We start from the raw sequence: 24,609 nt of genomic DNA, 5'->3' as shown, positions 1-24,609 counted from the left end.
CTTTGAACTGGAAGGTTGTCGCGGCTGTTGCAGTTACGTTGTTATTCTGGTCTTCCGCCTTTGCAGGCATTCGTGAGGGGTTGTTCGGCGGATATACACCCGGGCATCTGGTGTTGCTGAGGTTTCTAAGCGCTTCTCTGGTTTTTCTCATATATGCGGTCTTTAAGAAAATGGAGGTACCCACCCGGGGCGATCTCGTTCGCATCGCCCTCCTGGGCTTCACCGGCATCTCCATCTATCATACCTCGTTGACTTTTGGAGAGGTAAGCGTAGAAGCGGGCACAGCCAGTCTCTTGATTGCGGCAGCACCCGCAATTACGGCCTTGATTGCTACAGCAGCTCTGGGAGAACGACTAAGCCGAATTGGATGGATGGGCATTCTTTTGGGGTTCTCCGGGATTGTTCTGATTACCATGGGTTCAGGCGGGGGTCGTGGCATTAACCCGGGGGCCTTGTTGATTTTGTTGTCTGCTGTGGCTACTTCGTTTTTCTTTGTCTTTCAAAAGCCTCTTTTTAAGAAGTATCGGCCCATTACCTTGACCGCCTACTTTACTTGGTTCGGAACTATCCCGATGCTGTGGTTTTTGCCAGGTTTCTTCCGCAATTCAGTGCATGCAACGTTGGCTGCCACCATATCTGGCATTTATATCGGTGTGTTTCCAGCCGCTGTGGCATATGTGGCCTGGGCGATTGCACTCTCATTGGGTGACGCAAGCAAAGTCTCCTCAGCCCTCTATATCAATCCGGTATTAGCCATATTTATTGCTTGGATTTGGCTTGGAGAATGGCCCACATGGCTGTCCATCATTGGCGGAGCTGTTGCCATTGCCGGTGTGCTGGTTGTGAACATATGGGGTTCGAGAGGGGGCAGAAAAGCCCATTCAGCAAATCCCCCTGCTTCATCCGTGAATTCTGATGCATATTAAATCAAGAATCGAAACAACATCAGCATCAGGCTGATACAAAGAAATAGAAAGATGAGCAGCCAGTCAACTTGAGTAAATCGGAGCTTGACACTGCGGGTTCGCGGTTGTCCGACTGAGTGGTACCCTCTTGCTTCGAGTGCGGTGGACAATTGATCGCCAATCGCAAGAATAGATAACAACAGGGGAATGGCCACCGCTGGTATGTCGCAAAGCGGGATCCCCTGTCTGCGACGTTTTCGGAATTGTCGAGACTGTGCTATTCGGCTAAACCGCCGGAGTTCTCCTATGATGACGGGAATGAAGCGAAGTGTAAGAGATGTCGCCAAAGCGAAAGCCTCCACTGGAAGGCCGAGTTTCTTCAGGAATTCCAGTGACTGCTCCAGACCTTGTTTCATCCGCAACTGGCTTGTAGTAGCCGGCAGCAGCATTCCCAGAATCATAATCAATAAAAATGGGAACAGACTCTTTGCTGTGGTATTTGCAGCCAACAATGAAAATCCAGCGATTTTTCCACTCCAAATCGGAGCTTGTTGAGAAAACTTCACTGCGGCAAAGGCAGTGGACACGGCGAGCAGTGCAGTGAAAGGTGCCAGCAGGCGCAGTGTTTCTTGTATTTTGACCCGAGAAACCAGCACTGTTGCAAGCGTAACACACGAAGCGGCTATGAGTCCGTCCCAATTTGATTGAAGTAGTATCGCAACGGACAGCAGCATGTACGCCAGCCATTTTGCACGGGGATCCAAACGCCGGACAAACCCGTCCAAGACAGCAGATGATGACGCAGATTCAGACAAAGAATTTGACGGTACCTCCAAAGAACTGCCGACTGGTAATGCTGCGGTACTGGAGCTACCAGATGCGGAGCCGACAGATTCAGAAGAAGTGATTGCGGAGGATGAGACCGTGTCTTGAAGTGAGCTTTTGACTTCTGGATTTCGCCTCCACACAGATGACGTTGACACGCTTGATTGCTGAATTCTTTGTCTAATAGCTGCTGCTGCGGCCTCAGGGCGGTAGGAATGGAGCTGAATTGGACAGTTCTTTGCTTCCGAATGCAGGATGAGTTGTACTGCACTTGGAAGCCCAACTTCTGCAGCCGTCCAGATATCGTGGTTATCTACCAATTGCGATGGCGTAACGTCGGCCACAATCCGCCCGAATTTAAGCACCAACACGCGCTCGGCAACTGGGAGAAAGGTGTCTAAATCGTGCGTTGCAATCACCAATCCACCGGAACAAGTTTGTTTCTTTTCAATTAAATGCCGAACAAATTGGCTTGACGCCGCTGTATCAAGTCCGGCAGTAGGCTCATCAAGCAGGAGCCAATCTGGATTAGCGGCGAAGGTGGTGGCCAGTGCTACTCTGCGCTTCTGGCCCTGGCTGAGAGTCAGCGGTGCTGCTTGCAGCAATTCAGGAGACAGTCCTACGCTTGCTAAGGCCGATTCTGCGCAGCGTCTCAGTTGTACTTCACTCAGCCTGAGCTGACGCAGTGAGTATTTGAATTCAGCGAGGACGGTTTTAGCAAACAACTGTTCGTCCGGAGATTGAAACACCATGCCAACCTTACGAACTGTTTTAACATCCAATTTACGGCCTTTCCAAATTGGCTTTTGATTAAAGCAAATGGTACCTTCATCTGGTTGCCGCAATGCACCAATCACATCAAGTAGCGTGGATTTTCCCGCGCCAACTTGTCCGACGAGCAAAGTAATTTCACCGTCGTACAAAGTGCAATTGAGGCGGTTGAGAATGGGCGGCGTACCTCTAGCCGGGTGATGGTCTGGAAATACTGACAGGTCCTTTATTGTAATTGGCAAAGTTGCTGCACTCCTTCAGCTAATTCTTGAAGTGTGAGGGGCGTCACGGGTAGAAACGTGCCGCTTGCAGCAAGTGCTTGCGAAACCTCGACTACATAGGGAGGCTTCAATTGCAGTAATTCACAGGGTGTTTGAGCTCTTGTGATGACGCCGTCAGCTTCACAACTCGGTGTTTTAGAGTCGCTTACAGAGTCACTTACAGTTCCGTAGAAAAACTCTCTGGGTGTGCCGTCAAAGAAAATACCTCCTCCTTGCAGCGCAACGATTCGGCGGGCTTGCGCAGCTTCCTCCAGCCACTGAGTTACCCATAGAATAGTAACTCCGTCTTGTTGCAATCTCTGTGCAAGCTCTAGTATACGTTGACGTGCCGCCGGGTTGAGCATGGCCGTGGCTTCGTCGAAGACGAGCACCTGTGCACCGACAGCTAGACACGATGCAATGCACAGCAATTGTTTCTGGCCGCCAGACAAATTATTGACAAGCTGTGTGAGATGTACATGAAGGCCGACTCGTTTGAGAGCTTGCTGTGCTCTGGTTCGCATTTGGTCAGCCGGTATTCCGAAGTTCTCGAGACCAAAGCAAATATCCTCGTAAACCGTTTCACCCACAATCTGCGCATCAGGGTTTTGAAACACCATTTGTACAGGCATCGTTGCAGTCGGTGAATCAGAAAGACCGCTTGCTGTCCCCTTTTCAACACGCCCGAGTGTTTCAAACACGTTGGGCCACTTTATTGTGCCTCTAGACAAAGGCAGCAGCCGGCTCACAACCTTTGCCAATGTACTCTTACCACTTCCGTTTGCGCCGACAACAGCGACGAATTCTCCTCGTTCAATCTCAAAATTCACGTCTCTTAAAGCTGAATAATAGCCTGGTTCCGTTTCGGTGCTAAATGCCACAGTACCGTTTGTTATGACAATGCTGTTCATGTCGTTGAGTCCCTCAATTCGATTTCTGTATATGTCATCTGGAGTTGTTGTTGAGGCTGCGATGGGCAGCTCGAAGTACTCCCGTTTTGACTTCAAACGTCCAAGTATGTGATTTTCCAATTCGGATACATTATGCTAGAATCCAATTGTCAACTACATACTATCATATGGTTAACAATAAAAGTGAGGGGAATGCAAGTGGAAACTCGTTTAACAGTACGGGGGATTGTCTTTAGTGCGTTATTTGCAGCCTTAGTCGTCGCACTGAATTTTGTTAACATACCGCTTCCGTTTTCACCGGTCCCGATTACACTGGGCAATTTTGCGGTCATGCTGGCCGGTGCAATCTTAGGTGCGTGGTATGGGTTTTTTAGCGTTTTTTTGGTAGTGTTCTTGACTGCTTTGGGTCTGCCGCTCATCGGGGGCGCTGGTGGTCTCGGACTTATTCTGGGTCCGAACGGAGGCTTTGTTTGGTTTTGGCCGTTATGTGCATTTGCAGTTGGCTGGTTCAGTCAGCGTATCAGGGGAAACAGCGGTCTTGCCTTTGTGAAACTTGTGATTGTCATTGAAGTTTTCGGCTCGCTTTTTAACTATGTCGGAGGCGTGCCGCAACTCGCAGCAGTCGCACATTTGCCGTTCCACAAGGCCTTGGTGGAAGGCTTTTTTCCTTTTCTCCCCGGAGATTTCGCGAAGGCTGTTGTAGCTGCTCTTGTGACCTTGCCTGTACGGAGAATATATCCAGTCTCACGGTTGCTTGGTGGAAACCGGAATGCTGTTGTGAATCTGAGCAATGACGACAGTGCTACGGACATGTAGTCGTTCACCTTTTAGAGAAGATATGCGAAAGCAGGTATCGGATGGATCAGCTTGGAAATTCGCTTTACGCTGTCATGCGGGTGTCCCAAGCTGATTTTGTTTGCAGCGATCTTTTATCCGGATTCAAAACAGGGTATGATGAGAAAATCATACATAGTGTTTGGAGGTTGGACTGTGCAACAATCCACACAGCTTGCAGTAAATGGTCTTACTTTACGGGGCATGGTCCACATGCCGGAGAACAGCGAAACAGCACCTGTACCCGCAGTGATTGTCTTTCACGGTTTCACAGGCGAGAAAGTGGGTGCTCACAGGATGTACCTAAAGCTGTCTCGTATGCTTGAGAACCAGGGGATTGCTACTTTTCGCTTCGATTTTTCCGGAAGCGGAGAGAGTGACGGAGATTTCAAGGACATGACGCTGTCAAAGGAGATTGAAGAGGCCCACGCAATCCTGGATTTTGTGCGAAGCCACAAGGCGGTTGACGCGTCTCGTGTAACACTGATTGGTCACAGCATGGGCGGAGTCGTAGCGTCTGCCGTTGCCGCCAAGCGTCCAGATGAAGCTGCCGGACTTGTGTTACTTTGCGCCGCCGGCAACATGGCGGATGTTCTCAGAACGTCCATTGGACAAATGCGTGCAGAAGAGCCCAATGCTCCGTTGCCAGAAACCTATGATAACGGAGGCTATCTGATAGGTCTTCCGTTTGCCAAGGAAATTCTCGAATTGAACCTGATTCAGTTGGGACTAGGGTATGACAAGTCCGTTTTGCTAATTCACGGAAGTAAAGACGACGTTGTTCCTGTCGAGACGTCCTCAAGGTACAAAGATGTTTGCTATGGTGAAAAGGCTCAGATCCACATCCTTGAGGGAGCGGATCACAGCTTTTGCAAACGCGAGTGGGAGCAAGATGTCTTGCATGCTGTGAAAGGCTACATCATGCAATGACACCATCGCCGAGACGTGTGCCGCAATGCGACAATGTCTCGGACAAAGGCGCTTCCGTCCAACTTTTGGTGAAGTAGTCTCATTAATTGTTTGAACTTTTGTGGGCGGTTTCCCCTGCCAGCAAATCTACAACGTGTTTCAGCACGGGCTGAATAACAGCAAAGCATTCCCGGACAGCCTTCTCACTTCCCGGCAGCGTGACAATCAATGTATCTTTTGCAACGCCTACAACCTGCCGGGAGAGCATGGCAAATGGTGTCTGACGCAGGCTCTCGTGGCGCATGGCTTCTTCCATTCCCGGCATTCTGCGTTCGATGACGTCCTTCGCGGCCTCAGGAGTCACGTCTCTGGGACCAACCCCTGTACCTCCGGTTGTAAAGATACAGGCTATGTTATGGCTGGCTGTGCATCGCGTTAATGTACCGGCGATAACCTGACGCTCGTCCGGAACAACTTCTCTGTCTGTAATTGAGAACCCCGCCTTCTGGAGCAAGCCTTCCAGTGTGTCTCCACTTTTGTCTTCACGCTCTCCATTACTGGCTGAATCGCTGATAGTAATGACGGCTGCTGTATACCTTTCAACTGATGGCATGTTCATCGTTCCTTCTTTCCTGATTATTCTTACTCTTTCATTTCCTATGGTGTCCACTATTATAGCGTACACAAGAGTCCATTTTCACAAAAATAATAAGACGAGTGTGCTACAATGTAAAACTTAGGAACCTATATCACCATGGTGTTGAATCAGGTGTTGAATCAGGTGTTGAATCAGGCGGAAGACAACGTGTAAAGCGCGAGGTGGATGACTTGAGTACAGCAGCAGAATTGTACCAACAATGGCTGAGAGAGCCGTCTTTAGACGAAGGTTTACGGAAACAGTTAGAAGAATTGCACGATGAGCAGGAAATCGAAGACCGCTTTTTCCGCGACCTGGAATTTGGAACCGGAGGCTTGCGAGGTGTCCTCGGCGCCGGAACCAATCGCATGAACATCTATACCGTCCGAAAGGCAACGCTAGGATTGGCCAGATATCTAAAGAGCCAAGGTCTGAATGTAGCAGCCAAAGGGGTTGTAATTGGATATGACTGCCGTCATATGTCACCTGAGTTTTCCGAAGACATTAGTCTTGTGCTGGCAGCGGAAGGGATTCCGGCGTACGTATTTGAACATTTATGTCCAACCCCTGAACTGTCGTTTGCCGTAAGAAGCTTGAACGCAGCAGCAGGTATTATGGTGACGGCAAGTCATAATCCTCCTGAATACAATGGGTATAAGGTGTACGGACCGGATGGGGGACAAGTGCTGCCAGATGAAGCAAACCGGATAACAAGTGAAATTGAACAAATCGAAAACCTCTTCAGTATATCTGTTATGGCTCGGAAGGATGCGGAAAGCGCAGGCTATCTGCGTTGGATAGGAACTGACGTCGACAGTGAATACATAGAAACCGTTGTGGCGGAAGTCAAGCAGAAATCCGTCTCTCCCCATGACCGGGATGAGACTCGTCTTGTCTACACGCCATTGCATGGAACAGGAAATCTACCTGTTCGTGAAGCACTGCGGCAGGCGGGCTACAAGGATGTCTACGTTGTTAGAAGTCAGGAGAAACCTGACGGGAACTTCTCCACGGTAGAAAGCCCCAATCCGGAAGAGCCTGAAGCCTTAAGACTTGCCATTGAGGAAGCGAAAAAATGCGGTGCTGATGTAGTGATGGGCACCGATCCCGATGCTGATAGAGTCGGCGTAGCAGTGGGCGACCAGGACGGGAGTTTTCGGCTTTTGACTGGCAATCAAGTCGGCGGTTTGTTGGTAGAGTTTGTATTGAAGTCCCGAATCGAATCAGGCGGTCTGCCGACGAATGGAATTGTCTTTAAAACCATTGTTACGTCTGAACTTGGGGCTCAGGTAGCCCGACTTTACAATGTAGCAGTAGAGGACACACTCACTGGCTTCAAATACATCGGAAACCGAATTAGTGCCTACGAGAGAACCGGGGAATACGAGTTCTTATTTGGCTACGAGGAAAGCTACGGTTACCTTGCTTCGTCTATGGTCCGCGACAAGGATGCTGTTCAAATTGCACTTCTGATTGCTGAAATGACAGCCTACTACAAAAGCAAAGGACAGACGCTGTTAGACGCTTTGGAAACCTTGTACGAACGTGTGGGCTATTTCCGCGAAGACTTGGTCAGTAGAAAGATGCCCGGGCTCAACGGCATGAAGAAGATTCAAAACATCCTTAACGGTTTGAGGCAACATGGCATTGAGGTTCCCGGGCTTACACTTGATGCCGTAGAAGACTATCAAACCAGTGAGCGTAGAGAAGTTGGTACTGCAACCATTTCTGAACTGAGTTTGCCGAAGGAAAATGTTTTGAAATACTTCTTTTCAAACGGATCGTGGCTGGCCGTGCGTCCGTCAGGGACTGAACCGAAAATCAAAGTCTACATTGGTGCAAAAGGTAATTCCTTGGCGGATTGCCAGGCTTCAATGCAGATACTGCATGAAGCTGTAGACACTCTGTTACAATGATTGGTTCAACAGCCTGAAACTCATTTTGCATGGGTTCACCGAAGCGAGCACCGCTGCCTGCGTACACACCAACGAGGGTGTCGCGTGGCGGTGCTTTTGTGTGTACTCCTTCTACTTCTTCTACTTCGTGGGGGTTGTCCGCCCGTCTGTGCTTATTGAGAATCCACTGAGGGTGCACCGAGGCGTCAGCAGACACTGAATGAAAAGAAAAAGACCGCCCTGAAACAGGTCAGCCTAAACACAAAATATATATAAAAAAAAGGGGGTCAATTGTGAGTAAGCATTGTGCTCACTTACTGATTTGTAGTATACCGGTACAGTATTACATTTAGATGAAGATGTTGTTATCTTTTTGTTAATAAACGTTATCAGATTTAATGATTTTTTCAGAGAAATCATCCTAATCTATTAAAATTGTGGTAATATTGGTTGACAGGATGTCACACTATTTTTACATAAGGAGAGGTTAAAGTGAATTTAACAAAGAAGTTTTTGGCAGTCGCAGCAACAGGGACGCTTCTTACTGCAGCATTGCCCAGCGTTGCATTTGCCGCGTCCAAATCCAATGCAATTCCTCAGGGTATTGGCTCACAAGTACTACAGCACTCCAATTACTTCGGTAACTTGCCTTCCTCAACACAAGTAACAGTAGATATTGTAATGAAAATTCAGAACAAACAGGCTTTGACAAAGTACATCCATGGTACGACGACTCCGGGGAGCTGGAACTTCAGGCGCTATTTGAGTGTCAGCCAGTTCAGCCGCGAGTTTGCTCCGAGCCGCTGGCAAATTCATAGTGTTACAAATTATTTGAAGAGATTTGGGATTCAGTCTTCTGTGTATCCGAACCATCTCGTAATAACCGCAACTGGCACTGTCGGCCAGTTCAATAAAGCCTTTAGCGTAGATATTCAAAAGGCAAGGTACAAAGGGAAAGAGTTCCATGCGACGCGTAGGGAGCCCAGGGCACCGGAGAGTGTAGCCAACAATATCCTGTGTATCCTCGGCCTGACCAACTATTCAAATATGCAATCCTTGTCCATGAAAAAACCGGGATCGAAGCCGTCAGCAACACCGCCTAGCGGTCCCTATGCTGAGACTCCGGCAAAAATGGCCAAACATTACAACGTTACACCACTCTATAAAGAGGGAGCCAAAGGTCAAGGTCAGACTATAGGTATCGTCACATTGGCCGGCTTCAATCCCAGCGACGCCTATCACTATTGGAAGGCAATGGGCATTAATGTGAATCCTCACCGTTTGACGGTGACCAACGTAGACAATGCCAACGCTCAGTCTCCGAGCGTTTACTACTCAGGCTACGATGAAACAACCCTTGATGTTGAACAATCAGGTGCTATGGCTCCTGCTGCAAACATTCACGTCTATATCGGCCCTAACACTGACACAGGTTTTACGGATGCCTATGCGAAAGCCATCTCGGAGAATCAAGTTCAGGAATTATCGGTCAGTTGGGGTGAAAGCGAGCAAATTATCAACTATTTTGTCCAGCAGAATCAAGAGACTCCGGAGTATGCTCAGGTCTTCAATCAACTGTATATGGAAGCTGCGGCACAGGGGATTTCTACCTTTGCATCATCCGGCGACGGCGGGGCTTATGACTCAGCAGTCTATTATGACTACGGTTTTAACGGAGTGGCGGGTCTGTTTGGCCGCGTGGTGGACAACCCGGCAGACAGTCCGTACGTGACTGCGGCAGGCGGCACAACGCTTCCCTGGCAAAACGCCTCGAGAAACGTGAACGTCAAGCAGGAACGCGCTTGGGGCTGGGATTACTACTACAGCCACTTGAATACAGAACTAAAGCCGACAGTATCAAATTGGGCTGCTGATTACCTTGTAGGCGACGGCGGCGGATTCAGTACTATCTTTAAAACACCGAGCTATCAGAAGGGTGTCCCCGGTGTCAACACGTATGCGGGGGTGACAAACTGGATTCCAAACAGCAATGCCAGCTCTATTACCAGCAACCCCAATCCGAAAGTGGTTACCGGAGTCGGCAGCGGACGCAACATGCCCGATGTATCCTTGGATGCAGACCCAGAAACCGGTTATGGCGTGTATCTCAGCCAGCAGAATAGCAAAGGTGTTCCCAATCAAACCCCTGGGTGGGTGCAGTATGGCGGAACCAGCGTAGTTTCACCGCAGTTGAACGGATTAACTGCTGTTATTAATTCAGCGGACCATACCAGAGTTGGCTTCTGGAATCCGCAAATTTATCGCTTTGCTGTACGGAAAAACTCGCCGTTTACACCGCTGAATGCACAGGGAACCAGCAACGACAACATTTTCTATACAGGCCAGCCTGGCACCGTCTATAACCAGGCTACAGGGCTGGGTGTTCCAAACGTGGCGAAACTGGCGAAAGACTTTAAGCAGGGACAATGGGGAGAGTGGGGCCGCTTCTACGGTTACGGCCGATAATCAGCAACTGCCAACCTGTGCTGTCTCGAACAGGCTTGTAAAGCCTACGGCCTGACGCTACTGCGGGACCGCTATTCAGACACAAATAACTTCATTTCTAAAGAAAATTCGGGGCCGGCTGGAAAGCTGGCCCTTTGAATTTTGTCGCAAGGTGCTCTACACTGTATGTCGGTACAATTATTTAGGTACCCGAAGCTTTTCTACCGTAGATATCCAATCAAGACGAAGACTAGAGAGAGTGGAAGAGAGGTTGCGGTATGCAGTGGAAACGAACCCTCGTCATACTGGTATTTGCTAATTTCATTGTTGTTTCTGGAATGAGCCTTATTATTCCGTTTTTACCCTTATATATTGAACAACTTGGAGTTCACAACATGGCAACCGTAGAACGGTGGTCTGGTTGGGTTTTTTCAGCGCAGTTTGTGACGTCTTTTTTATTTCAACCGCTGTGGGGCGTTATTGCAGACCGGCACGGTCGTAAAATCATGCTGTTACGAGCGGGTATTGGCATGGGCGTAATGACAATCCTCATGGGCTTAGTTGGAGCACCTTGGGAACTGTTGGTGTTGAGGTTGATCAACGGTATTTTTTCTGGATTTATCTCTATGGCCGTTTCTCTGCAAGCTTCCGTGACGCCGGACGAACACTCCGGACGAGCGCTAGGTATATTACAGACAGGTACCGTTGCGGGGAATCTAATTGGACCTTTGGCTGGCGGGGCTTTAGCGGAGGCAATTGGTTATTCCCATGTCTTCTACTTAACAGGAGCTCTCCTGATTTTAGCTAGTTTGATTGTAGCAGTGTTTGTAAAGGAAGAGCGCGTGAGAGTGGCGAAAGTGAAAGACCAGCGCAAAGTGGCCTGGAAGTCACTGGTTCCTCTGTGGCCCGTATTTCTTGCATCAGTAGTGACACAGCTCGGGATGATGAGTATTGAACCGATTGTTACGCTTTATGCAAAAACACTGTATACTGGGCCTCATTTAGCGCTGGTTGCTGGGTTCGTGGTAGCCATCACAGGTATTGCAAATATGATTGGTTCGCCTTTACTTGGCCGTTTGGGAGATAACATCGGTCAGCGGAAGATTCTGATGTTAGCCCTAGTTATGGCAGCGATGGCCTATATTCCGCAGGCTTTGGCAGGGGGGATTACTGTCCTGCTTGTGGGGCGGTTCTTCCTCGGATTGTTTGTCGGCGGGATGATTCCATCGCTAAATGTCTTGGTAAAGAAATTGGCACCAAAGGAAATTCAGGCTACTGCCTTCGGTTTTAACAGCAGTTCCTTGTTCTTAGGAAACTTGCTGGGCCCAATTTTGGGTAGCAGCGTTGCTGCTGCGTTTAATATTCGTGCAGTCTTTTATGTGACCATGTCCATTTTGCTTATCAACGCAGTGACAATTGCTTTTAATAAGTCGTTGGACCGTCGTCAAAACACATCTGCGACAGCTCCAGTATCCTAACGAAGCAGCAACAGGGCTGTCACATTGTCCATTAAAATACTCCATGCATAATTAAGACGCCCCGCGAAAGCGGGGCGTCGGCCGTTTTATTTATTAAGATTACAATTTTACTACGTTAGCGGCCTGCGGGCCACGTTGACCTTCGACAATATCGAATTCAACACTCTGGCCTTCTTCCAAGGTACGGAAACCTTCACCGGTAATGGCTGTGTAATGGACGAAAACGTCGTTAGCGCCTTCCACCTGAATAAATCCATAACCCTTTTCTGCGTTAAACCATTTAACTGTTCCTTGCACTGTATTGCCTCCTACTTAGTACCATGTACTCCAGCCAAGTACCTGTTCCGTACTTTCGCAGTACCTGTACTCAAATGAATTTGCGTTGCAAGCCTATCATAGCACGAACCGAATGGCAAAAGCAATATTGCCGAAATTCGGTGTTTTGACGCCGAAGACAAGTGGGCAGACTGATGATATCCAATGGGAACTGTCTCCAAGGGAAAAGGAGGAAGTGTAGTGTCACGCCGTGGTGAACAGTTGTTTCACTTGTCCATTTCTGTTTTTGCGCTGTCCCTTACCCTTGCTTCGATTCTCGCCATTGAATACCAGCGATCTCCAGCGCGCGTGCGCCACTGGCTTGCACCCTTGCGACATGTGTCCTTGCTGTCTGGATTTTCAGGATTACATAGTCCGCCAAGCACGCAGTCAGTGCATCAGAAGGTTCCAGCGCTTGCGCAGCAGAACGGACAGCGGACACCGGGCGCTCACAGCCAAAATAACAACACGGCAAGAAACAACGCAGTGTCCCAACCTGCACTCGGTCCGGAATCCCAGGCTTCGTTGTCAAAACTGATTCGTGTGAAAGCCTTCAATAGTAATGTACCAAGTTCACAAGTCGTTCATACACAGAACTTGTTAAAACAATATGACATTGCCGCACAAATCGCTTCGTTTCTTGGGATAAGTCTTCGGTCAAGGGCGACCATTGATTTAGTTACGACTTCTTCCGATTACCAACAAGCCCTTCAAGCAGTTGGAGTTACGAAAGCGGAAACGTCCAAATTGAGTTTGGACACTGGAGGGTTTACCGATGGGTCAACGGTCATTATTCCCTTGTACCAAAACAAAACAACACCAGAACTGGTGAACACTTTGACCCACGAATTAACGCACGTGTTTCTGAATGAGAATGGGGGTGCACTGCCAAGTTGGCTCAATGAGGGGATGGCAGTTCACATGGGGATGCTTCTGCAAACGAAAACAGAGCCCAACTTGGTGTATAGCGGCTACGCAAAACGTATGGCTGAAAATGTGATTGCTGCCGTTATAAGCGGTTCCCTTCGTCCTTTGACTGGTGATGAGCTTAAAGTCATTCAAGGCAAAGCTCCGTATGACCTGGAGTTGCAGGACTGGCTGGCAGTAAACATGTTGCTGCAAAAGGACGGTACAAGCCCATTTCAAAAATTCCTTCGGTTTATTCACAGCGGACAACCAGCGAATAGTGCCTTTTCACGAGCTTTTAACACATCACAGTCGAACGTGAATACCGAACTTACACGACTTTTACGAACGGCAGCTGCAGAATCTGACAAGGGTGTAACGATTACCCTGAAAGTTCCCGCCGGGTACAAGGGCTCACTGCGAATCTTGCCCCATGGGACTCACAATTGGGACGGAATTGCTCTTCATGCAGGGATGCAGAAGCTCACTGTACTGCCGAATGGAACAGTTCTGGGTTACTCAGGTGCCGTTCAACACACATATGATTCGAGGCCGAGTGACAAGCACACAGTATACCTCAATCTGGACCCCCAAAACCCGTTTACGTATCAGGGCAAAAAAGTGGAGGACTCGGGATTTGCATTGGACTACCATAATGGGCTCTACGGATTTGCAGACAGCTGGATCACGTTGGTAAACGGAAAAACCGCTTATATCAGCAAACCCAGCTTGTTTGGAGTACAATTAGAGGTAATCCGTGAACGGAGTCAAACAAATCCTGTGCTGACCCTGCTGCAGACGTCGCAATAGGAGGCTGCGGCCAGGTTTCGGACGTGAAGAGGGATGCATTCGTGCAGCGTGGAAATGTTCAATACAGAGCTCATCATTCCATCGAAGTTTTAGGAATTCGATTCAATAAAGTAAACTTGACAACTGCAGTCGAACAGATTTTGCACTGGGTATCGGAAAAAAGCAGACGTATGGTCATCACTGCCGGACCCGAGTTTGTGATGCACGCTGAACGTGACAAACAACTGAAGAAAATGGCTTTTGTCGCCGATCTCGTAACGCCAGACGGTATCGGCGTACTTTGGGCTGCCAAGAGAATCGGTAATGCGAAGTTGGAGCGGGTTACGGGTGTGGAGTTAGGCGAGGCTCTTCTGCAAACAGCTCAGACTCGGAACATTCCACTTCGGGTGTATATCCTCGGAGCTCGAGGCGATTCCTTGGCACATTGCCTTGACAGCTTTCGTACGGCCTATCCATCGGTCATATTTGCAGGAAGAGACGGCTATTTTGAAAATCATGAATGGTCACAAGTGAAACAAGAAATCGAAGCCTTCCAGCCAGATGTTTGGTTTGTCGGCTTAGGGCAACCACGGCAAGAAAAGCTCATTTTTGAATCCCTGGCAGGGCTTCCGCCTTGCGTTGGAATCGGAGTTGGAGGAAGCATCGATGTTTGGAGCGGAGTGGTACAACGTGCTCCTAAAGTTGTACAACGGGTTCATTTAGAATGGTTTTATCGTCTGGTAAGGGAACCGTCTCGCTGGAAGAGACAACTGGCGTTGCCAAGGTTCGCATGGAAAGTAGTGACTAAACGGAGCTAAAACAAGCAACTGTGCCAAACATCTCCCAGGGTATCGAAAAGTCGGCTGGACACGCTAAGAAATGTCGGTGCACCGACAAAGTTTTCTGGGAGGTGCAGCAATATGAGCAAGCGTCACATTGTTTCTGGTGTTCATAAGGCACTCGACAACATGAAGTACGAAATCGCGTCGGAGTTGGGGCTTCCTGTTTATCAAGGCAGCGAAGACTACTGGGGAGAGTTAGCCACCCGCGATACTGGTAAAGTGGGCGGCGAAATTACAAAGCGACTAGTTGCCTACGCAGAACAGTCTCTTTCCGGTACATCGGGACAGCAACAGTAAAAAGCATTCACATGAATAAAATTGAATTTTGAAGAATTTGTTGATAGCATAAGGCGAAGCATACGCTTCGCCTTATGCTTTATGTTGAAATGTTGTTTGACGGGTAGAAATGAATAGTTTAACATAGGTATGTTTTTCACCCCGCAGTACATAGAAGGAGGGGGAACCGAATGGCCAAACGCAGATTGTTTACGTCTGAATCAGTGACAGAGGGTCATCCTGATAAAATTTGCGACCAAATTTCAGACGCTGTTTTGGATGAAATTCTAACGCATGACGAAAGCGCGAGAGTGGCGTGCGAGACCACCGTTACTACGGGTTTGGTGCTCGTTGCAGGAGAGATTACGACTACCTGTTATGTGGATATCCCGAAAATTGTCCGCAAAACTCTAGCGGAAATCGGTTATACTCGGGCAAAGTATGGCTTTGACTCTGAAACGTGCGCAGTCATGACGTCGATAGATGAGCAGTCTCCCGACATTGCCATGGGTGTTGACCGTGCATTGGAGGCGAGATCGCCTGACGTTGCAGACGCACTGATTGAGGAAATCGGTGCTGGCGACCAAGGCCTGATGTTTGGTTTTGCATGCGACGAGACGGACGAACTAATGCCACTACCTGTCAGTCTCGCACACAGGTTGTCTCGGAAGTTAGCGGAAGTCAGAAAAAATGGGACGCTGCCCTACCTGCGCCCTGACGGTAAAACACAGGTCACAGTCGAATACGATGGAGAAATCCCGGTGCGGGTTGATGCGGTTGTGGTTTCAACTCAACATGACGAGCACACGGGATTGGACACAATAGCGCACGACATACAGAAGTTCGTCATTGAAACAGTGATTCCGGCGGAACTGCTCGATGAGAAAACCAAGTATTTTATAAATCCCACAGGACGTTTTGTCATTGGGGGTCCTCAAGGTGACGCAGGTTTGACGGGCCGAAAGATTATTGTAGACACCTACGGCGGCTATGCCCGGCATGGAGGCGGGGCATTTTCAGGTAAGGATCCCACGAAAGTCGATCGCAGTGCTGCATATGCAGCCCGCTATGTTGCGAAAAACGTGGTAGCTGCAGGCCTTGCAAAAAAATGTGAAGTTCAATTGGCCTATGCTATTGGGGTAGCACAACCTGTGTCTGTTGCAGTGGATACCTTTGGTACTGCAACTGTGGATGAAGACCTGATTGAGAAACTCATTAGAAAGCATTTTGATTTGCGTCCTGCCGGAATCATCAAAGAGTTGGGATTGCGTAAACCCATCTACAGGCAAACGGCAGCCTACGGACATTTTGGCAGGCCAGATTTGAATTTACCGTGGGAACAGACAGATAAGGCAAACCTGCTTCGATCTGAGGCTGGTGTGGTGTGAAATCTATTTACATGTGCGAATTCTCACAGCGGGTGATATTGAACCAACTACTATTTCTCAGAATGAGCACAAAAAAATTTGCTGAGACCCCCACAAATATCCGAGGGGCATCCGAAACTTATTTACATCACCCTTACCCCATTAGGCGCGAGTCAGCATAGTCTGTCCGCGCCCTTTTTTTATTGGTACGACCCCATTTGTTTGATGCTTTGGTTCAATTTGTTTACATACCAGAAAAGTCCAGCAGGAATCTCTGCTGTCTGTCAAGAAATTTATGGACTAGACAATAACAGAAAGTGACGTGTTGCAATTTGGCGTATCATGTTGCGGCATTGCAGGCAGCCATCGAAAAAACCCTGAATGCAATTGAAGACGGCGAGCAGCAGGTTGAAAAGATTGTCGCGCGAACATGGCAGGAAGTACAGGAACTTGAGCAGGAGTATGAATCTGTGAAACAAGAATGTACAGACGCCATCAACCGTGTTGAGGAAACCGAGCGCCACAGTCGGCGGGCACGCGAGCAACTGGTCCAGGTCAACCGCGGGATTTATCAGTACACACACGGCGAAATGAAAGATGCGTATGAGAAAGCGCAGGCACTCCAAATGGAACTGGGACAATGGCGCGAACGTGAAGCACAGTTGCGCAGGCGCCGGGATGAATTGGCCCGCCGCTTAAAATCTCTTCGTATTTCCGCACATGAAGCCGAAACACTGATGGTAAAATTCGGGCACGTCACAGACTATTTGACGGAACAATTCGGGGGCTTGGCCAACACCTTACAAACAGCACAGACTGAGTCGCTCGTTGGGTTACAGGTTATGCAGATGCAGGAGGACGAACGCCGCGTACTTGCCCAACGTCTTCACGACGGGCCCATGCAGAGCCTGGCAGGGACAGCCATGCGAGTTCAAGTAGTACCGGTTGCTGACGACAACGAAGAGTTGAAAGAGGACATTCGCCTACGCTTGAACAGCGTCATTGCGAACATTCGCCAAATTGTCTTTGACTTGCGTCCACCGCTTTTGGATGACTTGGGGCTGATTCCTGCGTTAAAGCGGTATACACAGCAATGGGCCGAGTGGTCGGATGTGACGGTTCACGTGCACCTCATTGGCGTCGAAACAGTACTTCGGCCGACTGAAAAAATGACTATCTTTCGGACAGTGCAGGAAACGTTAAAAAACACACTTGCTCACGCACAGGCGTCTCAAGTAGATATTTCGCTGACCTACGGTGTAGACAGGCTTAAAGTCGAAGTTGTGGACAACGGAATTGGAATTGGCGAGTCACAGTGGTATGAGTGGGTTGAAAACGGGAAACTTGGATTAACCGTATCCAGACAGCGGCTGGGACTGCTGAATGGGTCGCTCGAGGTAATGAACGCATTGCCCAAGGGGACTAAGGTCGTCATGGAATTACCAATTTTAAGAGGTGGGTCAAAGTGAGTTCAGACAAGCATATTAAAATTGCGATTGCTGATGATAACGACCACTTTCGAGACACACTAAGAGATGTGCTTCAATACGAGCCGGATTTTCAAGTAGTAGCGTTGTGGCCTAATGGATTGGATGTCATGGCAGGCCTGGAAACAATAGATCCGGACATCCTGCTGCTTGACATCAATATGCCTTTTCTTAATGGTGTAGAAACGACGAAGCAATTGCAGGAAAAGTATCCCAAAGTTAAAATTATTATTTTGAGTATGCACGATGACGAAGGCTACGTTCTGGAGACACTGCGCTCAGGTGCATCAGGGTATTTGGTGAAGGACGGGTCTGCCGTAGAGGTGATACGTGCTGTGAGAGAAGTTGCAGCCGGGCGGGCTATTGTCCATCCTCAGGTGACCCAGACAGTGTTATCACAGTTTTACGGTAACAGTGTAATGAACGACTCATGGCGTGAAGTTTTAACAAATCGTGAGATGGAAGTGTTGCAGGAACTGGCTTTGGGAAAATCCAACGAGGATATTTCCGCGGCACTGGGTATTACAACAAAAACGGTAAAAAGCCACGTGTCCAATATCCTGTCAAAACTTGAAGTCTCAGATAGGACACAAGCGGTAATTTTGGCATTACGTAATCATTGGCTGCCTGCTTGACAATGTCCAACGTTTTTTTTAATTGAAAATATGGCAAAAATCAGAATATATCCCTTCTGTATCCCTGGAGTGGTGGCAACTTTGAATGACCATGAGTCCTTTGGCCCTTTTTCTGCATATAGTTGCAGTAAGGGGTGAGGGGCTTATGATAGACGTCCTGATTTTTTGGGCTCTTGCATTGTACGGGGCGCTAATGATTGTTGTGCAAGTCGTACGTAAACTCCAAGCTCGGAATCAGAACCGTATTCACCCAGTGTCGTTGCTATTAATCGTACGCGATGCAGAGTCCAGCATAGAGGGATTGTTGCGCGACGTCATGTTAAAGTCGATGTTCGTGGAAAAAGTACCTTCCATTCGAGTGATTGATATGTCCAGCGGTGAAGAAACAGGACGCATTGTGCAAAGGCTGGCAGCATTGCATTCGGGGTTGACATATGGGGCGGTACGTACGGAAGCCGAATTGGCAGCGGAACTCAGCAATCACTGTCTCAATGAAACCTTTGTGGGGTACATTTACGATTTGCGTGAACCGGGTGTAGCAGAGGCTTTCATTCAGGATATTGAGTCTGTCCTGTATTAGGTGTTGGAGCATCATTTGCCGCCTGTTACAACGGCGGCTCAGCCCTCATACCGATTTCCTCCTGCAGTAGCTTTTTTACTCTTCCTGCCAGGTGAGCCGCAGAACGTGTGCCCTTTGTTTCCTCCACCCATTTGAGCAGAATTTGATAGATCTTAAGAATGTATACCTTATATGACCGATAACTCTTATTCAAGCTCATTTCTTCCAAGAGGCCAATTGCCTTCTCGTAGTTGTTGCTTTGATAGAGGGTCCTAGCTTCAGCAATTCCCAGACGGATGGAAAGTGGAATAACCTGTTCGCTGAACGCGGGAATTTCACCGCTGTAATCGTCAATAATTTCTCTGCACCGTCTGATTCTTGACTGGGCAGATGTGAATTCTCCTGCTTGAACGAATTGCTCAATTTTCTCTGTTTCGCCCGCAATGAACTGTTCCAGATTCAAAAAAGTTGTTGATTTTGCAGCGAGGTCTTTCATGTCAAGAGGCGCATTTACGTCCTTATCCAGCTTAGTCTGAGTGTAGATGTACTGCTCAACCATCAGAGTGAATTCCAACAGATTTACACCGCTTTCAATCAATGCTTTTGCTCGGCTTGAATCCTCCTTCATGGCATGCATGCCGTCCAGAACCAGTGTCTTTGCAATGACGGACAGTTTTCGTGCGCCTTCCACATGTTGCCTTGCCTGGTTCAGACACTGGTTTGCCAGCGCTGAATCGCCTCGTTCTTGATGCAACTCTTGCAATCGCAGACACATATCGGCCATCTCGTAATTTACTTCTGGAGTGGAGAGTTGACTGTTTTCGTGAAGAGATTCTACAATTTCCAATGCAATTGTCCATTCATGTATAGCGCCCTCAAGGTTCTTCGTGGCATACTCAACTTGTCCTGATTCTTTCATCACAAAGAACAGCAAACGCTTGTCTTGATTTGTCAGCGAGGCCTCACGCAATTCTTCCAAAATTTTCGCGGCCGAAGAGTACTCTTGGTTGACGCGATTAAGACGTGCAAGCAGTAATCTGTATTCAAAAAAATCGTGCCCTGGTGTGTCGGGGATGGTCAGACGCTCCAGTATTTGATGAACCTGTTTGTAATCTCCAATTAAAAACCAGAATTGAGCCAGTTGGAGCTGAGCAGAAATGGCAAAATGGTCTTCAAACTCATTCAGGAAGTGTTCAACGGGCATCCCAAGTCTGTTCGCTATAGATTTGATGAGCGAATAGGATGGTCGTGTTTTATCCGATTCAATCTGGCTAATCATACTGGGTGACACAATGCCGTCACTTAACTCAGCCTGTGTCAATCCTCTTTGTCGCCTGATTTGTCGAATTTTCTCACCAATTGATGGCATGTTTTACACTCGTTTCTCTGTGGAGGTGGGATATTGCACCGATTCCCCTGTGGGTTAAGCAGGAATTTGTGCGCTAAATGGTGTAAGTATGCTACGTTAAAGGCAATGAAAGTTGTGAAACAGTTGACTCCGCCTCTGAACTGGTGTGATTCTCAGTAATAGCAGGTTAATATTACCACGAAAGTTGGAATTGTGCATTGCTAAACCTGCCCCGTGCAGTGGACTGTTCACAAAAGTTTCAGATCTGCAGAAGCAGGCGACAGCTTGCCAATGACAACCAATTCGGGAGGTGCCAATGTGACAGAGGTTTTAGTCATAGACGATGAAACATCTATTGCTACATTGGTTGCATACAATTTTGAACGAGCCGGTTTTTCAGTGTCCGTCAGCCATGACGGAGACGATGCGTATCAACGCGTGGCAGCTAATCCAGATGCATATGACTTGCTCGTGCTGGACTGGATGCTGCCGGGAATGGATGGCCTAGAAGTCTGCAAGAAACTTCGACAACAAGGAATTAAAACGCCAATTATCCTGTTGACGGCTCGAGACCAGGAGATAGATTTGGTACTCGGACTGGAAATTGGTGCTGACGACTATGTCACGAAGCCTTTTAGTCCGCGAGAGCTTGTCGCAAGGGCGAAGGCGGTCCTTCGACGGACAGATAACGCCGCCGAAGCGGACCAACCTGAGCAGGAGTCAGCAAACAGCGAGGAGTTACGGGCTGGTCTGATACGGATGGATTTAGAACGACATGAAGTGACGGTCAACCAGCTTCAAATTGATTTGACGCCCCGAGAATTTGAACTGCTGAGGCAACTGATGGAACACAAAGGGAGAGTGCTTTCTCGTGATCAGTTACTCGACCGCGTCTGGGGCTATGATATTGCCACGGATACAAGAATTGTGGACGTGCATATGTCGCATCTTCGTGAGAAACTGGAACGTGATCCGAAGAACCCTATTCATTTGAAAACGGTTCGCGGCATAGGCTATAAGTTTGTAGAAGGTACGAGTACCTGATGGTTGCATTCATTGCAGCCGTCGTGGGCCTGCTTGCCGGACTTCTCATTGGCTGGCGAGTATGGGGAAGGGCACGTCTAGACGCGGGCAGACAATTGAAGGAAAACCTCAACAAATTGGCAACTGGAGAGTTCGAGACACGGATGGTCAACAAAATTCGGTCGCGAGACTACGACAGCCTGATGGACGCGTTTAACGAAATGGCGCGCAACTTGGAACAGCAGTTCGTGAACCTGTCCAATGAACGGGACGTACTCCGCCATATTTTGCGAGCCATGACTACTGGAGTCGTGTACGTCAGCAACAGGGGCCGTATTACGATGGTGAATGCCGCAGCCGAGCGAATGTTTAAGCGGCCTGAGGAACAGTGGCTCGGGCATGAGCACTGGACAGTGTTTCGCCAGTATCAATTAGGCGCATATATTGATGAGACCAGTCTCAACGGTGTAGGGGCACATAAGGAGATTCAGCTAAAAGATGGACAAATCCTGGATGTCCAATTGATTCCCGTGAATTCTCCAAGTTCGGCTTTTTTTGGTGCACAGACCAGCGATGTTCTTGTGATTTGCAATGATGTCTCTGAGTTTTATCGTTTGGAGCGCATGCGAACCGAGTTTGTTGCCAATGTATCCCACGAACTCAAGACTCCCGTTGCCGCAATTCGCGGGTTTGCCGAGACATTGCTGGAAAATGAAGTGGACAATCCGGATGTTCATCGGACGTTTCTTCAAACAATCTACGATGAGGCCTATCGAATGGGCAACCTTGTGTCTGATCTCCTTGAATTATCTCGGCTTGAAGGTACGCAGCAAGCCGTCCAGCCAGACAAGGTCCAGTTGGGTGAAGTCGTAGACAGCGCGGTTTCCAGAGTGCGGCAAGCAGCGGCAAAGAGGTCTATCTTACTGAACATAAAAGACACCAAAATGACGGTTTGGGCAGATGAAGACAAATTGCTTCAGGTGCTTCTAAATCTCCTCACCAATGCGATTAACTATACCCCGGAAGGAGGAAGCGTTACACTCTGGTGTGAGGCTCTGGCAGAGGATGTACGGGTGCACGTACAGGATACAGGTATTGGCATATCTCCTGAAAATCAGTTGCGCGTGTTTGAGCGATTTTACCGGGTAAACCGCGACAGGAGCCGCAGCACCGGCGGGACAGGACTCGGACTGGCCATCGTAAAACACATTATTGGAGCCCACGGCGGCGAGGTGGGCGTAGACAGTCGAAGCGGTGAAGGAAGTGATTTTTGGTTTACGCTTCCCCGACTCGGTACATCAGATAAAGCAAAAGAATGAGGGATATTATGCAGAAAATTAGTTTTGTTACAGACAGCACTGCAAACTTGACACAGTCACAGGCAGAGGAATATGACATCAAAGTTGTGCCTTTGTCTGTTATTTTCGGGAGTGAGGCATACCGTGAAGGAACGGAAATCAGTGCCGAAGAATTTTATCAGCGCTTGCCCAAAGAAAAGCAGCTTCCAACTACCTCTCAGCCTCCTGTCGGAGAATTTGCAAAGGTGTTTGAGGAGTTGTTGGAAACTTCCGATCACGTAGTGTGTCTCATGCTTTCCTCAAAACTCAGCGGTACTTACCAATCCGCAAAGACGGCCGCCGAAATGGTAAGTGGAAATCGAATTACGGTCGTTGACTCGGGCATTGCAAGCTATGGAATCGCAGGTCCTTTAATGGATGGCGTCAAGTTGGCTCGGAGCGGTGGAACGGTTGAAGAAATCGTCGCCATGTGGGAAGAAGAATTGGCTGGACAACGAGCCTTCTTTGTTGTTGATACGCTTGAATACCTTCATAAGGGAGGACGCATTGGCGGTGCTGCGGCTGTGTTCGGCGCATTGCTTCAAATAAAGCCAATTCTCACCGTCATAGACGGGCGCATTGACCTGTTTGAGAAGGTCCGTACGCATCGCCGAGCCATGGAACGGGTTAGACAGTTGTTGCATAATGATGCAGCTTCTGGAGACCCGATTAACCTCTGCGTTGTGCACTCTGGCCGGTTGGATGAAGCGAAGACGTTTCGCAGCGAAATCACAGAAAAATATCCGAACGTGAAGACGGAGATCAGTGAATTGGGGCCAGTCATTGGTACGCACACCGGGCCCGGCCTGATTGCTATCGTCTATTACCCTGACAGGCTTATAAATCGTCAATGACACAGAGACGAACAAGACGGCGAACAGGTCTCCGACGCGCTGTGCAATGGATGACTCGCCGGACAGTTCCGCCAGTAAGGCTGTATACGGTCATCTTTCGTCTTAAACGCCGCTGGCAGCAACTTCTCAACGTGGTCTATCCGGATTCACGTGTTGCTTGCGCACTCTGCCAACGCCCCATCGGTGAACATCAGGAGCGGCGAACGGAGCAGAGAGATAGCGAGGAAGCTGAAAGGGCACACACTTTGCAAGGTGTGTGCCTCTTTTGTTTACAGGATGCTCGGATGTTCTCCTATCAGAGATGGAACGGCAGTCTACATATCTACAACAGGCATGATGAGTTTGCGGCTGTACCGATTTTCTGTGCAGCAACCTACGAAGGCATCATCCGCGATACCATTCGCCATTGGAAGTACGATGGACGTGTTGAATTTACAGGATATTTGGCTTACCTGATTGCTGCCGCTGTGCAAGAGTCTGAAATACATGCCGGAACAGATTGGGATGTGATAACCTGCGTGCCGACCTCACCAGACAGGCTAAAGAAACGCGGGTATCACCATGTTGGTCTGTTGGCGGAGGAACTCTCCAAGCACTTCGAAACTCCATTTAAGGAACTATTGTCTCGGCGGTTCTCTGCCTCGGGTACCCCCGATGGTGTCAATGCCGCGGCTTTTACCCAGTCCCAAACTGCAAAGAGTGCGAGACAACGAAGGCAGAGTCTGCAAGGGCAGTTTATGCTTCGAGACGAGAACAAAGCTGATGCGTTACAGTCCTGTCATCTGCCCCCCTCGCACACCTGTGAGAAATGGACAGGTACCGAGGAGGGGACACTTCAGTTCGAAAGCAGCACCAGACCCTTGCACGGTAAAAACATCCTTATAATCGACGATGTCGTGACAACGGGAGCTACACTAGAGGCTTGCACCAAAGTCTTGATGGATGCGGGTGCAAGCCGACTCCTGTGTATCGCCATTGCCCACGTGCAGTGATGATTCTCG

General features: G+C 48.7%; 22 protein-coding genes. 17 read left to right on the top strand and 5 right to left on the bottom strand.

What is annotated here, in order from left to right; all coding sequences use genetic code 11:
- Nucleotides 1-2 precede the first annotated feature (2 nt).
- A complete protein-coding gene (locus tag GI364_RS19815) occupies nt 3-926 on the top strand; it encodes a DMT family transporter (RefSeq protein ID WP_198850917.1) in 924 nt (307 codons plus the stop codon).
- Here GI364_RS19815 and GI364_RS19810 read toward each other — a convergent pair.
- Both GI364_RS19810 and GI364_RS19805 read right to left on the bottom strand, forming a co-directional pair.
- On the bottom strand, nt 923-2,743 hold the full coding sequence (locus GI364_RS19810) for an ATP-binding cassette domain-containing protein (protein WP_198850916.1): 1,821 nt from the start codon (nt 2,741-2,743) through the stop codon (nt 923-925). The genes GI364_RS19815 and GI364_RS19810 overlap by 4 nt on opposite strands.
- On the bottom strand, nt 2,728-3,672 hold the full coding sequence (locus GI364_RS19805; protein ID WP_198850915.1) for an ATP-binding cassette domain-containing protein: 945 nt from the start codon (nt 3,670-3,672) through the stop codon (nt 2,728-2,730). The genes GI364_RS19810 and GI364_RS19805 overlap by 16 nt, the downstream gene beginning before the upstream one ends.
- Nucleotides 3,673-3,864: 192 nt before the next feature.
- On the opposite strand from GI364_RS19805, the gene GI364_RS19800 reads away from it, so the two are divergent.
- Together GI364_RS19800 and GI364_RS19795 are read left to right on the top strand one after the other, a co-directional pair.
- Nucleotides 3,865-4,488 (top strand): biotin transporter BioY, encoded by a 624-nt coding sequence (locus GI364_RS19800; protein WP_198850914.1) that lies wholly within the window; start codon nt 3,865-3,867, stop codon nt 4,486-4,488.
- A 174-nt stretch (nt 4,489-4,662) separates the two neighbouring features.
- Nucleotides 4,663-5,436: an alpha/beta hydrolase gene (locus tag GI364_RS19795; protein ID WP_198850913.1), complete on the top strand. Its 774-nt coding sequence runs from the start codon at nt 4,663-4,665 to the stop codon at nt 5,434-5,436.
- Nucleotides 5,437-5,518: 82 nt separating this feature from the next.
- Here the strand turns inward: GI364_RS19795 and GI364_RS19790 are convergent, their stop codons facing one another.
- Nucleotides 5,519-6,034 carry a MogA/MoaB family molybdenum cofactor biosynthesis protein gene (locus GI364_RS19790; protein ID WP_233095886.1) on the bottom strand — a complete coding sequence of 172 codons (516 nt, stop codon included), beginning with the start codon at nt 6,032-6,034 and terminating at the stop codon, nt 5,519-5,521.
- Between the two features lie 209 nt (nt 6,035-6,243).
- Between GI364_RS19790 and GI364_RS19785 the strand changes: the two genes are divergently transcribed.
- The 3 genes from GI364_RS19785 to GI364_RS19775 all read left to right on the top strand — a co-directional run bounded on the left by GI364_RS19785 (nt 6,244) and on the right by GI364_RS19775 (nt 11,870).
- The gene (locus GI364_RS19785) at nt 6,244-7,968 is read left to right on the top strand and encodes a phospho-sugar mutase (protein WP_198850911.1); all 1,725 of its coding nucleotides are present in this window, start codon (nt 6,244-6,246) and stop codon (nt 7,966-7,968) included.
- A gap of 471 nt (nt 7,969-8,439) precedes the next feature.
- Nucleotides 8,440-10,413: a S53 family peptidase gene (locus GI364_RS19780; RefSeq protein WP_198850910.1), complete on the top strand. Its 1,974-nt coding sequence runs from the start codon at nt 8,440-8,442 to the stop codon at nt 10,411-10,413.
- A 257-nt stretch (nt 10,414-10,670) separates the two neighbouring features.
- Nucleotides 10,671-11,870 carry an MFS transporter gene (locus tag GI364_RS19775; protein ID WP_198850909.1) on the top strand — a complete coding sequence of 400 codons (1,200 nt, stop codon included), beginning with the start codon at nt 10,671-10,673 and terminating at the stop codon, nt 11,868-11,870.
- A 99-nt stretch (nt 11,871-11,969) separates the two neighbouring features.
- Here GI364_RS19775 and GI364_RS19770 read toward each other — a convergent pair whose 3' ends face one another.
- A complete protein-coding gene (locus tag GI364_RS19770) occupies nt 11,970-12,167 on the bottom strand; it encodes a cold shock domain-containing protein (protein WP_198850908.1) in 198 nt (65 codons plus the stop codon).
- 219 nt (nt 12,168-12,386) lie between these two features.
- Here GI364_RS19770 and GI364_RS19765 point away from each other — a divergent pair, with 219 nt between their 5' ends.
- The 7 genes from GI364_RS19765 (at nt 12,387) to GI364_RS19735 (ending at nt 19,067) form a co-directional block, all read left to right on the top strand.
- Nucleotides 12,387-13,901, top strand: a complete 1,515-nt coding sequence (locus GI364_RS19765) for a hypothetical protein (RefSeq protein WP_198850907.1) — start codon at nt 12,387-12,389, stop codon at nt 13,899-13,901.
- 41 nt (nt 13,902-13,942) lie between these two features.
- The gene (locus GI364_RS19760) at nt 13,943-14,698 is read left to right on the top strand and encodes a WecB/TagA/CpsF family glycosyltransferase (RefSeq protein ID WP_233095885.1); all 756 of its coding nucleotides are present in this window, start codon (nt 13,943-13,945) and stop codon (nt 14,696-14,698) included.
- Nucleotides 14,699-14,800: 102 nt separating this feature from the next.
- A complete protein-coding gene (locus tag GI364_RS19755; protein WP_198850906.1) occupies nt 14,801-15,019 on the top strand; it encodes an alpha/beta-type small acid-soluble spore protein in 219 nt (72 codons plus the stop codon).
- Between the two features lie 170 nt (nt 15,020-15,189).
- Nucleotides 15,190-16,386: a methionine adenosyltransferase gene (gene metK, locus GI364_RS19750; RefSeq protein WP_198850905.1), complete on the top strand. Its 1,197-nt coding sequence runs from the start codon at nt 15,190-15,192 to the stop codon at nt 16,384-16,386.
- A gap of 311 nt (nt 16,387-16,697) precedes the next feature.
- Nucleotides 16,698-17,834 (top strand): sensor histidine kinase, encoded by a 1,137-nt coding sequence (locus GI364_RS19745; protein ID WP_198850904.1) that lies wholly within the window; start codon nt 16,698-16,700, stop codon nt 17,832-17,834.
- Complete coding sequence (locus GI364_RS19740; protein WP_233095884.1) at nt 17,831-18,487, top strand: response regulator; 657 nt, start codon at nt 17,831-17,833, stop codon at nt 18,485-18,487. The genes GI364_RS19745 and GI364_RS19740 overlap by 4 nt, the downstream gene beginning before the upstream one ends.
- 145 nt (nt 18,488-18,632) lie before the next feature.
- Nucleotides 18,633-19,067 (top strand): hypothetical protein, encoded by a 435-nt coding sequence (locus GI364_RS19735; protein ID WP_198850903.1) that lies wholly within the window; start codon nt 18,633-18,635, stop codon nt 19,065-19,067.
- A gap of 25 nt (nt 19,068-19,092) precedes the next feature.
- On the opposite strand, the gene GI364_RS19730 is transcribed toward GI364_RS19735, so the two are convergent.
- Entirely contained in the window at nt 19,093-20,415 is a 1,323-nt protein-coding gene (locus GI364_RS19730; RefSeq protein WP_198850902.1) for a helix-turn-helix domain-containing protein, read from the bottom strand.
- A 270-nt stretch (nt 20,416-20,685) separates the two neighbouring features.
- On the opposite strand from GI364_RS19730, the gene GI364_RS19725 reads away from it, so the two are divergent.
- From GI364_RS19725 to GI364_RS19710, 4 genes are read left to right on the top strand one after another with little or no spacing between them, the layout of a single operon-like run.
- Nucleotides 20,686-21,438, top strand: a complete 753-nt coding sequence (locus tag GI364_RS19725) for a response regulator transcription factor (protein WP_304503183.1) — start codon at nt 20,686-20,688, stop codon at nt 21,436-21,438.
- Nucleotides 21,438-22,736 carry a two-component system histidine kinase PnpS gene (gene pnpS / locus GI364_RS19720; RefSeq protein ID WP_198850900.1) on the top strand — a complete coding sequence of 433 codons (1,299 nt, stop codon included), beginning with the start codon at nt 21,438-21,440 and terminating at the stop codon, nt 22,734-22,736. Before GI364_RS19725 ends, pnpS begins: the two co-directional genes overlap by 1 nt.
- An 8-nt stretch (nt 22,737-22,744) precedes the next feature.
- On the top strand, nt 22,745-23,608 hold the full coding sequence (locus GI364_RS19715; protein ID WP_198850899.1) for a DegV family protein: 864 nt from the start codon (nt 22,745-22,747) through the stop codon (nt 23,606-23,608).
- The gene (locus GI364_RS19710) at nt 23,605-24,600 is read left to right on the top strand and encodes a ComF family protein (RefSeq protein ID WP_198850898.1); all 996 of its coding nucleotides are present in this window, start codon (nt 23,605-23,607) and stop codon (nt 24,598-24,600) included. The genes GI364_RS19715 and GI364_RS19710 overlap by 4 nt, the downstream gene beginning before the upstream one ends.
- The last annotated feature ends 9 nt before the right edge of the window (nt 24,601-24,609 follow it).

It is taken from the genome of Alicyclobacillus sp. SO9 (assembly GCF_016406125.1).
GTDB lineage: Bacteria > Bacillota > Bacilli > Alicyclobacillales > Alicyclobacillaceae > SO9.
This window is presented reverse-complemented; position numbering and strand designations above follow the sequence as displayed.

Bases quoted from the DNA above. Each gene is read 5' to 3' on its own strand.
- GI364_RS19755 (WP_198850906.1), top strand. From the start codon at position 14,801: ATGAGCAAGCGTCACATTGTTTCTGGTGTTCATAAGGCACTCGACAAC.
- GI364_RS19735 (WP_198850903.1), top strand. From the start codon at position 18,633: ATGATAGACGTCCTGATTTTTTGGGCTCTTGCATTGTACGGGGCGCTA.
- GI364_RS19775 (WP_198850909.1), top strand. From the start codon at position 10,671: ATGCAGTGGAAACGAACCCTCGTCATACTGGTATTTGCTAATTTCATT.
- GI364_RS19800 (WP_198850914.1), top strand. From the start codon at position 3,865: ATGCAAGTGGAAACTCGTTTAACAGTACGGGGGATTGTCTTTAGTGCG.
- GI364_RS19805 (WP_198850915.1), bottom strand. From the start codon at position 3,672: ATGAACAGCATTGTCATAACAAACGGTACTGTGGCATTTAGCACCGAA.
- GI364_RS19715 (WP_198850899.1), top strand. From the start codon at position 22,745: ATGCAGAAAATTAGTTTTGTTACAGACAGCACTGCAAACTTGACACAG.
- GI364_RS19725 (WP_304503183.1), top strand. From the start codon at position 20,686: ATGACAACCAATTCGGGAGGTGCCAATGTGACAGAGGTTTTAGTCATA.
- GI364_RS19730 (WP_198850902.1), bottom strand. From the start codon at position 20,415: ATGCCATCAATTGGTGAGAAAATTCGACAAATCAGGCGACAAAGAGGA.
- pnpS (WP_198850900.1), top strand. From the start codon at position 21,438: ATGGTTGCATTCATTGCAGCCGTCGTGGGCCTGCTTGCCGGACTTCTC.
- GI364_RS19790 (WP_233095886.1), bottom strand. From the start codon at position 6,034: ATGAACATGCCATCAGTTGAAAGGTATACAGCAGCCGTCATTACTATC.
- GI364_RS19710 (WP_198850898.1), top strand. From the start codon at position 23,605: ATGACACAGAGACGAACAAGACGGCGAACAGGTCTCCGACGCGCTGTG.
- metK (WP_198850905.1), top strand. From the start codon at position 15,190: ATGGCCAAACGCAGATTGTTTACGTCTGAATCAGTGACAGAGGGTCAT.